At 65.3% G+C, this 14,212-nt stretch carries 11 protein-coding genes; 7 read left to right on the top strand and 4 right to left on the bottom strand.

From position 1 onward, the window contains the following. Positions 1-3 precede the first annotated feature (3 nt). Complete coding sequence (epsL, locus tag B9N93_RS00400; RefSeq protein WP_085209847.1) at positions 4-1,233, bottom strand: XrtB/PEP-CTERM-associated polysaccharide biosynthesis outer membrane protein EpsL; 1,230 nt, start codon at positions 1,231-1,233, stop codon at positions 4-6. Between the two features lie 273 nt (positions 1,234-1,506). Between epsL and B9N93_RS00395 the strand changes: the two genes are divergently transcribed. From B9N93_RS00395 to B9N93_RS00380, 4 genes are all read left to right on the top strand, one after another. Further along, positions 1,507-2,073, top strand: coding sequence for a D-sedoheptulose 7-phosphate isomerase (locus tag B9N93_RS00395; RefSeq protein ID WP_085209845.1), 567 nt, complete (start codon positions 1,507-1,509; stop codon positions 2,071-2,073). Then, on the top strand, positions 2,070-3,566 hold the full coding sequence (gene rfaE1 / locus B9N93_RS00390; protein WP_085209843.1) for a D-glycero-beta-D-manno-heptose-7-phosphate kinase: 1,497 nt from the start codon (positions 2,070-2,072) through the stop codon (positions 3,564-3,566). Before B9N93_RS00395 ends, rfaE1 begins: the two co-directional genes overlap by 4 nt. Positions 3,567-3,572: 6 nt before the next feature. After that, complete coding sequence (locus B9N93_RS00385) at positions 3,573-4,766, top strand: glycosyltransferase family 9 protein (RefSeq protein WP_085209841.1); 1,194 nt, start codon at positions 3,573-3,575, stop codon at positions 4,764-4,766. A 525-nt stretch (positions 4,767-5,291) separates the two neighbouring features. After that, positions 5,292-8,342 (top strand): putative Ig domain-containing protein, encoded by a 3,051-nt coding sequence (locus B9N93_RS00380; RefSeq protein WP_085209839.1) that lies wholly within the window; start codon positions 5,292-5,294, stop codon positions 8,340-8,342. Positions 8,343-8,533: 191 nt separating this feature from the next. On the opposite strand, the gene B9N93_RS00375 is transcribed toward B9N93_RS00380, so the two are convergent. From B9N93_RS00375 to B9N93_RS00365, 3 genes are all read right to left on the bottom strand, one after another. Beyond that, positions 8,534-8,827 (bottom strand): hypothetical protein, encoded by a 294-nt coding sequence (locus B9N93_RS00375; RefSeq protein WP_085209838.1) that lies wholly within the window; start codon positions 8,825-8,827, stop codon positions 8,534-8,536. A 372-nt stretch (positions 8,828-9,199) separates the two neighbouring features. Further along, the gene (locus tag B9N93_RS00370) at positions 9,200-10,180 is read right to left on the bottom strand and encodes a malate dehydrogenase (RefSeq protein ID WP_085209836.1); all 981 of its coding nucleotides are present in this window, start codon (positions 10,178-10,180) and stop codon (positions 9,200-9,202) included. Positions 10,181-10,250: 70 nt separating this feature from the next. Beyond that, a complete protein-coding gene (locus B9N93_RS00365) occupies positions 10,251-10,457 on the bottom strand; it encodes a heavy-metal-associated domain-containing protein (protein WP_085209834.1) in 207 nt (68 codons plus the stop codon). A 159-nt stretch (positions 10,458-10,616) separates the two neighbouring features. Here B9N93_RS00365 and B9N93_RS00360 point away from each other — a divergent pair, with 159 nt between their 5' ends. The 3 genes from B9N93_RS00360 to B9N93_RS00350 are packed head-to-tail and all read left to right on the top strand — an operon-like array spanning position 10,617 to position 14,205. Continuing rightward, complete coding sequence (locus tag B9N93_RS00360) at positions 10,617-11,222, top strand: alpha-ketoglutarate-dependent dioxygenase AlkB family protein (protein WP_085216121.1); 606 nt, start codon at positions 10,617-10,619, stop codon at positions 11,220-11,222. Between the two features lie 3 nt (positions 11,223-11,225). Next, positions 11,226-11,408, top strand: a complete 183-nt coding sequence (locus B9N93_RS00355) for a hypothetical protein (RefSeq protein WP_085209833.1) — start codon at positions 11,226-11,228, stop codon at positions 11,406-11,408. 43 nt (positions 11,409-11,451) lie between these two features. Then, positions 11,452-14,205 carry a sensor histidine kinase gene (locus B9N93_RS00350; RefSeq protein ID WP_085209831.1) on the top strand — a complete coding sequence of 918 codons (2,754 nt, stop codon included), beginning with the start codon at positions 11,452-11,454 and terminating at the stop codon, positions 14,203-14,205. Positions 14,206-14,212: the final 7 nt, after the last annotated feature.

Below are 14,212 nucleotides of genomic sequence, written 5' to 3'. Positions count from 1 at the left end.
ATTTTAAAACTTCAGGCCCAGACTGGCAAAAACCATATTGTCCTGGAAATTTTGGTGGGGATAATTGGAAGTACGCTGGGCGGCTTGATAGGTAAGGCTGGCCTCGGCATTGCGGGCGAATTGATAACTCGCCACCACTTGCTCGGTCCAAAAATTATCCTCGCGGGTCTTGACCCCGAAGACGGTGCTGGGATTGCCTTGGTAGGACCATAGTTCCCAAGCCAGCCGGGCGTGTAGCGAGATTTTTTCGGTGGCCGACCAACCCGGAGTCAAACTTATGCCGTCCACCAGGATATAACTCGCGGTCAAATCCTGGAAACTGCGGAGTTGCCGGTAGGTCGCGAATTCGATCTGGGTCAGATGGGTGGGGGTCCAGAGGTAATCTAAGCGCCAGGTCGGTCCTTGGAAATTGCGTTGGGGAAAATCCGGCTGGGTACGGCGCAACCAGCCGATATTGCCTTGCAACTGGGATTTTCCGGTGGGTTTCCAAAGACTGTCTAGGACCACCTCGTCGTCGGTATAGCTGTTATCGATTAAGGTGAGGAAATCGATTTGCCGGTGGGGTTGGAAACCATCGCTATGCCGATAGCGTAAACCCACATAACTATCCTTGAACGCTGTGGATTGATAATAAATCCCGCCGCTTCCGGTATTGGCGACGAGATCGAGGAATTGGCGTTGATCGGCGCTGTGTTGGCTGTCCAGCCATAGGTATTGGCCATTGATGCGCCAGCTAGGGTGGAACCAATAATTGATATCGAACAGCGCGGTATGGTTGGAAATCATATCCTTGCCGAAGAAGCCGGTATTGGTGAAACCGCCGATGGCCCGCTGATAGCCATAGCTCATCAAACCATCCCAATCGCTGCCGAGTTGCCATTTCCATTTGCCGTTGACGAAACCGTTGAGGTTATCCAGATAACTATGGTTGGCGTAAGTTTGATAGCCCAGGTTGCCATCGACAGCCAGGCTCTGCCGTCCCCAGGGATATTCGATTTTGAGTCCCGCCGCGATCCGGTTGATGATATCCCAGCGCTGGCCCGTATTCGCCACCAGGGTGGGATTGGCATTATGGGTTAGGCGGAACAGGTTGTCGTCGTAGCTGAGGGTTTCGGTGAAATTCGGCTGGAAACTATCGGTGGGATCGGCGGCTCCCCAGGCCGGGTCGCCAAAAAAGAGGGTGCATAGCAGCGTGATATGCCGGACCCGGATGGCTATTCCAAGGCGGTTCATTCCGCCGGAAAATTCCTGGCCGTGGTTGATGCATCCTTGCGATGCCTTGGCTTTCCATCCCAAAGCTTACCCCCTTTATAGCAGCCGGGTTAATCTACGGCTGGGCCGGGTGGCCGGGGTATCCGTAGCGATACCTATATGGTCGAAGCCGGTTTTTCCTAGGATGATATCGACACCATCGATCCGCGACGACGGGGCTCGACCCGGCCAAGGCATGGCCCGCCGCCGTCGCCGGACTCTCCTTCCAAGCAGCGGCCTAGCGCCAGGGAACCCATGCACTGCAAATCCATCTTCGACCAAGCGCTCGCTGAACACCGGGCCATCCTCGACCGGCTGCCCGAGGGCTATCCCGCCATCGAACGGTTGGCCCGGCTCATGCGCGAGTGCATCGCCCGCGGCGGCAAACTGCTGTGGATGGGCAACGGCGGCAGCGCCGCCGATAGCCAGCACCTCGCTTCCGAGATCGTTGGCCGCTTCCGCCGCGAACGGCGCGGCCTCGCCGCCATCGCCCTGACCACCGATTCTTCCGTGCTGACCGCGGTGGGCAACGATTTCGGCTTCGAGCGGGTGTTCGCCCGCCAGGTCGAGGCGCTGGGCCAGCCCGGCGATGTGCTGATTGGCATCTCGACCTCGGGCAATAGCGCCAATGTCGCCGCCGCCCTCCGCGCCGGGCGCTGCATGGACCTGACCACGGTCGGGCTGTTGGGTGCGGGCGGCGGGCAGATCGCCGGGCTTTGCGACCACGCCTTGATCGTGCCCAGCCACGACACGGCCAGGGTCCAGGAAGCCCATATCCTCATCGGCCATATCCTTTGCGAATTACTGGAAACCCTCCCATGAACCCACAACGACACTTGCTCGAAGCCGTGCGCGGTGGATTCCGCGCCGCTGGAACCTTGGAAATCCCGCGTATTTTGGTGGTCGGCGACTTGATGCTGGACCGCTATCTCTGGGGCGAGGTCGAACGGGTTTCCCCGGAAGCGCCGGTGCCGGTGGTGCGTTTGCGGCACAGGACCGAGCGCTTCGGCGGGGCCGCCAATGTCGCCGCGAACCTCGCCGGGTTGGGCGTCGAAACCTGGGTCGCGGGCTATCTGGGCGATGACGAGGCCGGGCTGCGGCTGACGGAGATGTTGGCGGACACCGGCATCCACGGCGGCGGCTTGGTGCGTTCGGCATCGCGCCCCACCATCACCAAGACCCGCGTCATCGGCGGACGCCAGCAGATGCTGCGCTTGGACCAGGAAACGACCGGAGCCTATCCGGGCGCGGAGCGCGGGCGTTTGCTCGGTGCCGTGCTGGAACGGCTGGAGCAGGCACCCATCGCCGCCCTGGTCCTGTCGGACTACGCCAAGGGCGCATTGGACCCGGAGCTATGCCAAAGCCTGATCGGCGCGGCGCGGGCCAAGAACATCTTCGTGTGGGTCGATCCCAAGGGGCTGGATTACCGCAAATACCGCGGGGCCAACGCCATCACCCCCAACCTGCGCGAAGCCGCCCAGGCCGTGGGCGAACCGGCCCAGGACGTGGCGGCGGTGCTGGAGCGGGCCGGACGGTTGCGCCGCGAACTGGGCCTGGATTTCATCGCCGTGACCCGTGGCGAGCAGGGCATCAGCCTGGTCGAGGCCGAAGTTACCCGGCACCTACCCGCCCAGGCCCGCGAGGTGTTCGATGTGTCGGGTGCGGGCGATACCGTCATCGCCGGTTTGGCGGCGGGCGTCGCCGCCGGTTTGAGTCCCCTGGACGCCTGCCGCCTGGCCAACCACGCCGCCGCCACCGTGGTCGCCAAGGTCGGCACCCTGCCGGTGGACCGCGCCGAATTGCTCCGCGCCATCGAACAGGCCGGGATCGAGACCCAGGCCGACAAAATCCGCGCCCTCCCGGACCTTGTGCGACAGGCGGAACATTGGCGTTCGCAAGGGGAAACCCTGGTGTTCACCAATGGTTGTTTCGACCTGCTGCACGCCGGCCATGTGGGCTATCTGGAAGCCGCCAAGCGGCTGGGGCAAAGGCTGGTCGTGGGACTCAACACCGACCGCTCGGTGGCCGCGCTCAAGGGACCGGACCGCCCGGTGATCCACGAGGCCGATCGGGCGCGGGTGCTGGCGGCGCTGGAGGCGGTCGATGCCGTGGTGGTGTTCGACGAGGACACGCCGCTGGCCTTGATCCAGGCTTTGCGCCCGGATGTGCTGGTCAAGGGCGACGATTACGCCGAGGCGGAGGTGGTCGGTGCCGCCGAGGTCAAAGCCGCCGGGGGCCGGGTCGAATTGATCCCGGTGCTGGCGGGCCGCGCCACGTCCCGGATCATCGCCCGTCTGGTCGGCCAGGCCGCCTAGCCCGCCATGATCGACGCCGACATCCGCCGCCGCGCCCCCAAGCGGGGCCGCTACCTGTTCCGCCATCCCGCCCTGCGTACCGTCATCGGCGGCCTCGATGCGGTGTTGGAAACCTTGCACCGGCCCTCGCCGGAACCCTTGGATATCCGGCCCGGCAAAATCCTGGTCTGCAACCAGGCCCATATCGGCGACGCCATCCTCGCCACCAGCGTCCTGCCGGTGCTCAGGGCAGCGTTCCCGGAGGCCCGGATCGGCTTCCTGGTCCATCCCGGTTCCGCCGAAGTCCTGGCCGATCATCCCGATATCGCTTGGGCGCACTGTTTCTCCCATTGGCGGCTCGACCGCCAGGAATCCGCGCTGTGGCGCAAATTGGCGCGGGATGGCCGGTCCCGCTACGCCGCGATCCGGGATATCCGTGCCATCGGCTACGATCTGGCGCTGGACCTTTATCCTTATTTTCCCAATAGCATCCCGCTGCTGTTCGCCGCCGGGATTCCGTTGCGGTTGGGCTGGACCAGTGGCGGTTGCGGCGGGCTGTTGACCCACGCGCTGGATTGGTCGCACGGCCCGGACCATGTGGTGGACCATCACCGGCGCTTGTTGGGCCAACTCACCGCCTGCCGCGAGCATTTGCCCTTGGCGCGGCCCCGGCTGCATGCTTCGGAGACCCTCCGGCGGCGATGGCGGGAATTGGCGGCGGCGCGGGGGATTCCGGCGGGGTTCATCGCCTTCCATGTCGGCGCGGGCGGCGTCCACCGCCATTGGCCGGACGGGCACTGGCGCGAACTGGCCGCGCTGTGCCTGGAGCGTGGCCTGTCCCTGGTGCTGTTGGGCCACGGCCTCCGCGAGCAGGCGGTTTGCCGGGCCATCGCCGGGCTGTCCGGCACGATCCACGATCTTTCCGGCCAATTGGACTGGCGGCTCATGACCGAGGCCATCGCCCAGGCCCGGCTCCTGGTGGGCTTGGAATCGGCCTCCGGCCATATCGCCGCCGCCCGCGCCGTGCCTGCGGTGTCGATCTATTCCGGCACGACCCAAACCTCGATCTGGCGGCCCTATCATCCGGCGGCCAAGACCCTGGTCCATCCCGTGCCTTGTTCGCCCTGCCATCTCAGCGGCGGCTGCCCCGGCATGGAATGCGTCCAAGGGACCACGTCTGAGGCCGTGTTCGCCGAAATCGTCCGCGTCCTGGACGCGTAGCCTACCCGTGGTGGGTATCCGACCATCGTTGCGGTATTCCCGCAAAGATTGTCGGTAAATTTCGTGGTCCACCCCGTTCCGGGCCTGGCACCGTCTCGCCCACCTCCCCACCCCGGAATCCACGCACCGCCCCGCGCCACCTGCGGATCGGGCCGATCCGCCCCGCGCCGGGACGGGTTCATCCGGGACTGGCCCGATAATCGCTATCGCCCCTGTCGGCGGTGTGCCTACCCCCACCTTGGCCCATGCATCCATGGGCCTAGCCCGGCCACACCGCCACCTCCCCGATCCTTCACATGGGCTCCCAGGGTAGAAAATTAGAAATATGTGATGCATTTCTAATTCATTTCTCCGGCTTATCTTCATAATAAAGTTACAAGACTAAATTTAGTCTTTAATTTTTAGACATGTTAAAACAAAAAGTCACTATTTATTGACGGTAAAGCCATCCTGCCTGCACGGCGCGGGCCGGGGCGTGGACTGGGCGGCATCCGTCCGATTGGGGCTTTTAAACGGGAGATATCAATGAAGGAAAACTTGCTGCAAGCCGCCATCGGCGCGGCCTTGGCGCTAGGCCCGGTGGCGGGGTCCGCTACCGCGTTCGGACCCTTGGCCAATTTCGATGTCATCAACGACACCGGCCAGACCGCCCATGGGTTCGAGATCGAAATCGAGGATTTGCATCCCAACGAGATCACCTCGATCTTCGGCGTCGCGCCGCGCTGGACCGGCATGAACCGCTACGGCGACCCGGCCATCGTCGAAATCCAGAAGCCCATGGCAGCCAAGGGCTATGCCACCCGCATCACCTTCCAGTCCAAATACAGTGGCGGCTGGGCCGTGGGTACGCCGTCCGGCACCCTGCCGGTCAAGCCCAGCGATAGTTGCTGGCCCTTGGGCGCGTCCGGCCAATACGGGCCGAACTATCCCTGCGACCATTTCGGCATCTCCACCTCGGTCGCTACCGGCCCGGTGAAATACAGCTGGCTGGTCGAATCCACCCCCGGTTCCGCGTCCTTGGCGCCGGTCGATGTCGCGGTGCCGACCCCGGTCTGGACCGTGGTCCCGCAGCCGCCGGTGGTGATCCAACCGCCGCCCCCGGCCCCCAACCTGCCGCCGCCCCCGCCCATCGTGCAGCCGCAGCCGCCCAAGGTGAACGTGGTCATCGCCGCGCCCCGGCCCAATTATTACGAGTTCGGCGAGCCGCGCTGGGTCAAGGTCACGGCGACCGGCACCCTCCAGGATATCGGCATCGAGAACCTCATGGCCGAGGACCGGGTCATCAAGCAAGCCAAGACCCAGGTCCAGGTCGAATGGCAGTTGTTGCAGACCGATATCGGCAGTCCCGGCTCCGGCCAGATCGACCTGACCGGGGTGGCGCTCGATCCGGGCGCGACCGGCGTGGTCTACCGCTTCGAGTTCTACGCCTATACCGGCGCCCGCGACCCCGAGACCAACCAAGCCCTGCCCAAGACCTCCGACACCCCGCAACAGCCCGATCCCGCCGACCTCGGCAAATTCCTGGTGGCCCAGAACGCCGGGCTTAATTTCGACGGCCAGATTCCCCCGGCCCCGCCGATCCCGGTCGCGCCGACCCTGAACGCCACCCTCGCCGGGGCGGTGGTGAATTCGCCGTATTCCCAGGTCATCGGCGCGACGCCCGGCGTTCCCGGCGATCCCCTGAGCTTCGCCGTGACCGGCTTGCCCCAGGGGTTGAGCCTCGTCGGCGATACTATCGGCGGCACGCCCACCGTGGTCGGCGATTTCCCCTTGAACATCACCGTCACCGACACCGTCAACCAACTCTCGACCGTCGGCACGACCTCGCTGAACGTGGCGGACGCGCCCATCGTGTTCGGGTTGAGCTTGTCGCAGGGCACGGTCGGCGCGGCCTATGCCGAAACCCTGGCCGCGGGCGGCGGCTATGGCGGCATCACCTATCTGGTGTTCAACAACAGCCTGCCGCCGGGCCTGTCGCTGTCCGGCAACCAGATCACCGGCACCCCGACCACGGCGGGCAGCTATAACGTGACCTTGCTCGCCAAGGACAGCCTGGGTTTCATCGCCAACGCCAGCCAGACCGTCACCATCGTCGCCGCGGCGGTGCCGCCGCCGCCGGTGGCCTGCGCCGACAGCCACCTGGTCATCACCAACGTCGGCCCGGCCTCGGTGGACGTGGGCGGCGGGGTCGCCAATGGCGGGCAGAGCATCCTGTATCCGGCGGGCCAGGGCGCGGCCCAATACCAGGTCGGCGATCTCCTGAGCTTTTCCGGCACGCTGGACGGCCAGGGTTATTGCGTGGCGGACACGCTGTCCTCGCTGCCGGGCCTGAACCTGCCCGCCTTGAGCTTCCTGCCCGCCACGGCCGGCAGCGCCTACACCACGGCCTCCATCGCGCCGGTCGGCGGTATCGCCCCGGTCACGGTGTTCGTGAGCGGATTGCCGCAAGGGCTGGGCTTCGATGGCGCGGTCATCTCCGGCACGCCGACCACGCCGGGCACCTATACGCTCACCATCACCGCCGCCGACGCCATCCACGAGCAGGTGGTCGCCACCCCGCAACTGGTGGTCGATGCCGCCGTTTGCTCGGCCAGCAACGCGGTCATCACCAATATGGCGAACCGCGGCGCGTGGTTCGAGGTGAACGGCGGCATGAACGGCGGCGGCCAGACCGTGACCTATCCGGCCCAGAACGCCACGGTCATCAATCCGCCCCTGACCCCGCTCACGGCCTGGACCCTCGGCAACCTGGTGAGCTTTCAGGGCACGCTGGACGGCATCGGCATGTGCCATCCCACCACTGCCACGCTCTCGCAGGGCTTGGGTTTCGCCGTGCCCGTTTTTGCCAACGCGGCGGTGGGCAGCGCCTATGTGTCGGTCCCGCTCGCGCCGACCGGCGGCGTCCCGCCCTATAGCGTGGCGGTCGGCGGCTTGCCGCCTTCGTTGGGCGTGCAGGGTTCGGCCATCGTCGGCACCCCGGCCCTGGGCCAGCAGGGCACCTATCCCTTGACCATCACGGTCGGCGACGCCACCGGGCGGGTCCGTGTCGTCAGCGCCAGCCTGACGGTCGATCCGGCCCCGGCCCTGGTGCTGGGCGCCGCCAGCCTCCCGGCGACGGGCACGGTGGGCGTGGCCTACACGGGGTCGGCGACCGCCGGCGGCGGGGTCGGCACCCTGGCCTGGACGGCCACCGGCCTTCCCACGGGCGTGAACATCGCGTCGGACGGCACCCTCTCCGGCACGCCGACCGCAGCGGGCACCTTCCAGCCGGTGCTGACCGTGACCGACGCCCTGGGCCAGACCGCCAGCCTGGGCGCGGCCGTCATCATCGCGCCCGCTGCCCAGCTTTCCTGCACCCTGCCCAAGGGGGCCAAGCCAACCCAGGGCAAGAAGAAAGTGACTGCGGTCGGGACGGGCTATTACTACGCGGGGACGGTCAAGGTGGTCTACGGCGATTGCACCCGGCTCGAACTCAATGGCGGAGCCAAGGCGATCAAGGTTGGGGATATCGCGGAATGGGAGGGGTATGTACGGGCGGACGGTAGCGTGTTCGCCCGAATCCTGACCATCAACTGAGCGGATGGGCCAATGCGGCCCGGCCTTTTGTGACCGATTTCAAAGACACCGGCCGACCTGGACGGTAAAGTTGATCCCGTCCTGGTCGTTGGCTTCAGCGGCCAGGATGGGATCACCAATTTTCCTGTGGCTTGACACGCCGCCATTCCCTGGGGAGTGGCGGCGTTTTTTATTGCCCGGCGCTTCCCCGGTCAGCGGCAGGCATAGGCTTTGGCTTTGGCCTCGCCGTTGAAGGCACCCACTTGCCTGATGTCGCTCCACACGATATGGGTCGCGCCGATGGCTCCGGCCCGCTTTTCGGCGTCGGCCTTGGCGATGGGTTGCCAGCCGAAGTGCTTGCCGTAGCCCGAACTGCCCGCGACGGTGCTGAGGTATTGGCAACCCCGGACCTGTGCTTCGGACACTTCGTCCGGTTTGGCCAGGGCGGAGCCCGTGGCGGCTAAAACGGCGATGGCTAGGACGGCGCGGGAAAGGCTGGGCGACATGGCGGCTTCCTCCTAAAACTCTCGATCTGTTCTTGTAAGTGATATACATTATTGGTGCATTTTTGCACCAAAGTGGTGTATAGCCTACATGGTTTCGTATCGATATGGAATGCTGGGCGGCGAAATTTTCGTAAAACCGTCGCCCTGAGGAAGGCGGCTTTTTTTAAATCATTAATTTGGTTTTATTTTTTGTCTTGATGTGGGGCGGGTGAGCGTAGGCTGGGTAATCGCGCCCATCTGGCCGATGGGAAGATATGCACCTGATTGGGGAGTATTTTCGCACCAAAACGGTTTGGCGTGGATTCGGGGCGGGGCGGGGACGTGGGGCGCGGTCTGAAGACCGCTCCCACAGGAGGGGAGGGGAAGGAAGGCTTAACCGAGCAGGTGCCGCACCATGTCCCGTTCGATCATGAGTTCGGTTTCGGTGGCCTTGATGCGTTCCTGGGTGAAGGCGTCGATCTCCAAACCCTGGACGATGGCGTAATCCCCGTCCCGGACCCGCACCGGGAACGAACACATCACCCCCGGCTCGATGCCGTAGCTGCCGTCGCTGTGGACCGCCATACTGGTCCAGTCGTCCGGCGGGGTGCCCAGGACCCAATCCCGCATATGGCCGATGGCGGCGTTGGCGGCGGAGGCGGCGCTGGATTTGCCGCGGGCCTGGATGACTTCCGCGCCGCGCTTTTGCACGGTGGGGATGAAATCGTTCTCGTACCAATCGCGCCCGACCCAGTCCAAGGCCGGTTTGCCATCGACCAGGGCGTGGCAGAGGTCGGGATGCTGGGTGGTGGAGTGGTTGCCCCAGACGGCGACCTGCCGGATATCGCGGGTGGTGCGGCCGCATTTCTGCGCCAATTGGCTGACCGCGCGGTTGTGGTCCAGCCGGGTCATGGCGGTGAAGTTGCGCGGGGAAATGCCGGGGGCGTTGCGCAGGGCGATGAGGGCGTTGGTGTTGGCGGGATTGCCCACCACCAGCACCTTGACCGAGCGTTTCGCCGCCGCGTCGATGGCCTTGCCCTGCACCGAGAAGATATCGGCGTTCATCTGCAACAAATCCTGCCGCTCCATGCCGGGGCCGCGCGGCCTCGCGCCTACCAGGAAAGCCAGGTCGGCATCCTTGAACGCCACTTCCGGGTCGCTGGAAATGATCACGTCCTCTAGCAAGGGCGAGGCGTAGTCGATCAGTTCCATGTTCACCCCGCGCACGACGCCAAGGGCTTCGGGGATTTCCAACAGCCGCAGCGCGATGGGCTGGTCATCGCCCAGGAGGTCGCCCGCGACCAGCCGGGACAGCAACACATAGCTGATTTGTCCGGCCGCTCCCGTGACGGTGATTTGCACAGGCGTTTTCATCTTGATTACCTTATGGCGGTGGGGGAAGATTCGGCGCGGTGGAGCAACGGGGTTGTTCCGCCGGTGGGGGTCAGGCGACGGCGAAGCCTTTGCCCTGGATGGCCTGCTTGATGGTTTCGGGGTCGGTTTGCGCCTCGTCGTAATCGACTTCCACCGTGTTGGCCTTGAAGGAGGGCGTGACCGCGGCGACCCCGGCCAGGGCCGATACCGCCGTCTTGACCGTATTCTCGCATCCGCCGCATTTCATGCCGGTTACCTGTAGGACTATCGTTGCCATGGCATTCACCCTCTTAGCGATATTGGCTGGTTGCAATCGGCCCCAGGGCCGGGTCCGCCGGGAACTTGGCCCTTGTGGGGGTCGCCGGATTATAAGTCGCATCCAAGCGCCGGGCCAAACCCCGGCATCCCGCCACGCCGGCCCGTGGGCGCGTCCGGTTTGAGCGCGGCGGATAGCTTCGGCCCCAATCTCGCCCGCCAGGATGGCGAGCTTTATTACCTCGAACAGTTCATCCCCGCGGCGGAGGCCGACCACTGGCTGGAAACCCTCCTGGCCGGATTGGCGTGGCGGACGGAGTCCATCGTCGTCGCGGGCCGCGCCGTGCCGGTGCCGCGCCTCGTGTGCTGGTATGGCGATGCGGAAGCCCATTACCGCTACGCCGGCGTGGATCATGCCCCCGAACCTTGGACTCCCGGACTCGCGCTGCTCAGACAGCGGGTCGAGTCCCGTTGCGCTCGGCGCTTCAACAGCGTGCTGGGCAATCTCTACCGCGATGGCGAGGACGCCATGGGTTGGCACGCCGACCGGGAACCGGAATTGGGACCCTGGCCGTTCATCGCTTCCCTGAGCTTCGGGGCCGAACGCCGCTTCGACCTGCGCCACAACCGGAGCCGCGAAATACTGAATTTACCCCTGGCCCATGGCGGCTTGCTCCTGATGGGTGGGATGTTGCAGCATCATTGGCGGCACCGCGTTCCGCGGCAGCCGGGAATACGCGCCCCGCGCATCAACCTCACCTTCCGGGCCATCCTGCCCCCGCCCTGAGCCATGGCCGATATCCTCCCCTTCCGCAAACCCAAGGCCGCCAAGAAACCCGACACCACCCTTTGCCGTAGCGGCTTCCATCGCTGGAAGGTGGACAAGGACAAGGTGTTCGACGTGAAGCAGGGCAGGCTGGTCACGGCCTACCGCTGCGAGCGTTGCGGGGCGCTCAAGACCGAAGCCCGCTAACCTGGGCGTCCCGCCCGCCATCCACCCTGTGAGAACCTCCCTCATGAGTTCCGAACGCCCCGATCCCGATGCCTTGCTCGCCAAGGTCGAACGCGACGAAGCCAAGGCCCGCCGCGGTCGGCTGAAGATTTTCTTCGGGGCCGCCGCCGGGGTGGGGAAGACCTATGCCATGCTGCTGGCCGCCCGCGAACGCCGCGCCGAGGGTATCAACGTCCTGGCCGGTTTGGTGGAGACCCATGGCCGCAAGGAAACCGCCGCCCTCCTGAAAGGCTTGGCGGTGTTGCCGCACCAGGCCATCGAATACCGCGGCACCACCTTGCGCGAATTCGACCTCGACGCCGCCCTCAAGCGCAAACCGGCCTTGATCCTGGTCGATGAATTGGCCCACAGCAACGCCCCCGGCTCGCGCCATCCCAAGCGCTGGCAGGATATCGAGGAATTGCTGGACGCCGGGATCGATGTCTACACCACGCTGAACGTCCAGCACCTCGAAAGCCTCAACGACGATGTGGGCCAGATCGCCGGTATCCGGGTGTGGGAAACCGTGCCCGACACCGTGTTCGAGGCGGCGGACGAGGTGGAGCTGGTGGACCTGCCGCCCGGCGAATTGCTGGAGCGGCTCAAGGAAGGCAAGGTCTACCTGCGCGAACAGGCCCAGCGCGCCACCGAGAATTTCTTCCGCAAGGGTAATCTGATGGCGCTGCGGGAACTGGCCCTGCGCCAGACCGCCAGCCGGGTCGATGCCCAGATGCGCGATTACCGCGAGGACCACGCCATCCGCGATGTCTGGCAGGTCGGGGAGTTGATCCTGGTCTGCGTCGGCCATACGCCCCTGGCCGAGCGGCTGGTGCGGGCCGGCAAGCGTTTCGCCACCAGCCTCCGGGCCAACTGGATCGTGGCCTATGTCGAAACCCCCGAGCTTCAGCGCCTGCCCGCCGAGCGCCGCGATTTGGTGCTGCGGGTGTTGCGCATGGCCGAGCAACTCGGCGCGGAGACCGTCACCCTTAGCGCCCCCGAGATGAGTACCGCCCTCCTCAAATTCGCCAGGGAGCGCAATGTCACCAAGATCGTGATGGGCAAGCCGACCCGGCGCGGCTGGCGGCGCTGGCTGTTGGGTTCGGTGGTCGATGTCCTCATCGCCGAGGCCCATAACATCAACCTCTATCTGCTCGGCAGCCCCCGCCCCGGCAGCCTGCCCCAAGGCGAGGAGGTCGAGGAGGCGCCGGTCCTGTTCCGCAAGCCGCCGCCGCCGGGAATGAACGATCCGGTCAACCGCCGCCGCCACACCAGCTACGCCGGCTATGGCTGGAGCTTGGCCGTCACCGCGCTCTGTAGCGGGATCGCCGCCCTGATGCGCGGCAGTTTCGACCTCGCCAACCTGGTGATGATCTATCTGGTCGGGGTGATCGTGATCGCCACCCGCTACGGGCGCGGCCCCTCGGTGCTGGCCTCGGTGTTGAGCGTGCTGTCGGTGGATTTCCTGTTCGTGACGCCGTACTACAGCTTCAAGGTGTCGGACAGCCAATACCTCATCACCTTGCTCGCCATGCTGGTGGTGGCGGTGGTGACCAGCCATCTGATGTCCCATGTGCGCTATCAGGCCAAGGTGGCGGGGCACCGCGAACGGCGGGCGACGGCCTTGTTCGCCATCAGCAAGGAACTGTCGGCCAGCCGTTCCGAGGAGGAGATCGTCGGCTGCGCGGTGCGCCATATCCACGGCGAATTCGGCGGCAAGAACATCATCCTGTTCGCCGACGAGGAAGGCCGCATCGTCTACCCGGTGGGCCGCAAGCAGGAAGAATCGCTGGAAGGCTGCGATTTGAGCGTGGCGCAGTGGGTCTACGACCACAACGAACTGGCCGGGCTGGGCACCAATACCCTGGCCGGGGCCAACGCCATCTATTTCCCGCTGGCGGCGGGCGACAAGGTGCTGGGCGTGTTGGTGGTGCAACCGGCCAACCTGCGGCGGGTGTTCCTGCCCGAGCAACGCAAGCTGCTGGAAACCTTCACCGGCCAGATCGTCCAGGCCATCGAGCGGGTGCGCCTGGCCGAGCAGGCCCGCACCGCCGCCGTGCAGATGGAGGCCGAGAGCCTCAGGAATTCCCTGCTCAGTTCGATTTCCCACGACCTCAGGACGCCGCTCGCCACCATCGTCGGTTCGGCCAGCGCCCTGATCGAGAACGGCTCCGGCCTCAAGCCGGAAGACCGCCGCGAACTCAGCCGCACCATCCACGACGAAGCCCTGCGCATGTCGCGCCTGATCGATAACATCCTCGACATGGCGCGGCTGGACGCCGGCGCGGCCCGGCTCAACCGCCAATGGCACATGCTGGAGGAAATCATCGGCACCGTGTTGAACCGCCTGGGCAAGCGCTTGGAGGGCCGCGAGGTCGAGGTCAAGCTGCCGCCGCATATGCCCTTGGTGCATGTGGACGCGGTGATGATCGAGCAGGTCCTGACCAACCTCCTGGAAAACGTGGCGCGGTATACTCCGCCCGACAGCCCCATCGAAATCTCCGCCGAGAAATCGGACTTCACCCTCACGGTCGAGGTGGCCGACCGGGGGCCGGGCATCCCACGCGGGCAGGAGGAGCAATTGTTCGAGAAGTTCTACCAGGTGGACCGGGAAAGCGCCCAGAGCGGCGTGGGCTTGGGGCTGGCGATTTGCCGGGCTATCGTCGAGTCCCATGGCGGCTATATCCGCGCCCGCAACCGGCCCCGCGGCGGGGCGGTGTTCTCCTTCACCCTGATGCAGGACCAAACCCCGCCGCCCCCGCTGCCCGAGGAGGAAGCCTAGGCCGCCG

Origin of the sequence: Methylomagnum ishizawai (genome assembly GCF_900155475.1) — a bacterium.
Lineage (GTDB): Bacteria > Pseudomonadota > Gammaproteobacteria > Methylococcales > Methylococcaceae > Methylomagnum > Methylomagnum ishizawai_A.
Note: the sequence above shows the minus strand (reverse complement) of the source record. Positions and strands in the feature narration are given on the sequence as shown.

What these genes read in the sequence shown, in the direction of transcription:
- epsL (WP_085209847.1), bottom strand. Translation starts at nt 1,233, where the DNA reads ATGAACCGCCTTGGAATAGCCATCCGGGTCCGGCATATCACGCTGCTA.
- B9N93_RS00395 (WP_085209845.1), top strand. Translation starts at nt 1,507, where the DNA reads ATGCACTGCAAATCCATCTTCGACCAAGCGCTCGCTGAACACCGGGCC.
- rfaE1 (WP_085209843.1), top strand. Translation starts at nt 2,070, where the DNA reads ATGAACCCACAACGACACTTGCTCGAAGCCGTGCGCGGTGGATTCCGC.
- B9N93_RS00385 (WP_085209841.1), top strand. Translation starts at nt 3,573, where the DNA reads ATGATCGACGCCGACATCCGCCGCCGCGCCCCCAAGCGGGGCCGCTAC.
- B9N93_RS00380 (WP_085209839.1), top strand. Translation starts at nt 5,292, where the DNA reads ATGAAGGAAAACTTGCTGCAAGCCGCCATCGGCGCGGCCTTGGCGCTA.
- B9N93_RS00375 (WP_085209838.1), bottom strand. Translation starts at nt 8,827, where the DNA reads ATGTCGCCCAGCCTTTCCCGCGCCGTCCTAGCCATCGCCGTTTTAGCC.
- B9N93_RS00370 (WP_085209836.1), bottom strand. Translation starts at nt 10,180, where the DNA reads ATGAAAACGCCTGTGCAAATCACCGTCACGGGAGCGGCCGGACAAATC.
- B9N93_RS00365 (WP_085209834.1), bottom strand. Translation starts at nt 10,457, where the DNA reads ATGGCAACGATAGTCCTACAGGTAACCGGCATGAAATGCGGCGGATGC.
- B9N93_RS00355 (WP_085209833.1), top strand. Translation starts at nt 11,226, where the DNA reads ATGGCCGATATCCTCCCCTTCCGCAAACCCAAGGCCGCCAAGAAACCC.
- B9N93_RS00350 (WP_085209831.1), top strand. Translation starts at nt 11,452, where the DNA reads ATGAGTTCCGAACGCCCCGATCCCGATGCCTTGCTCGCCAAGGTCGAA.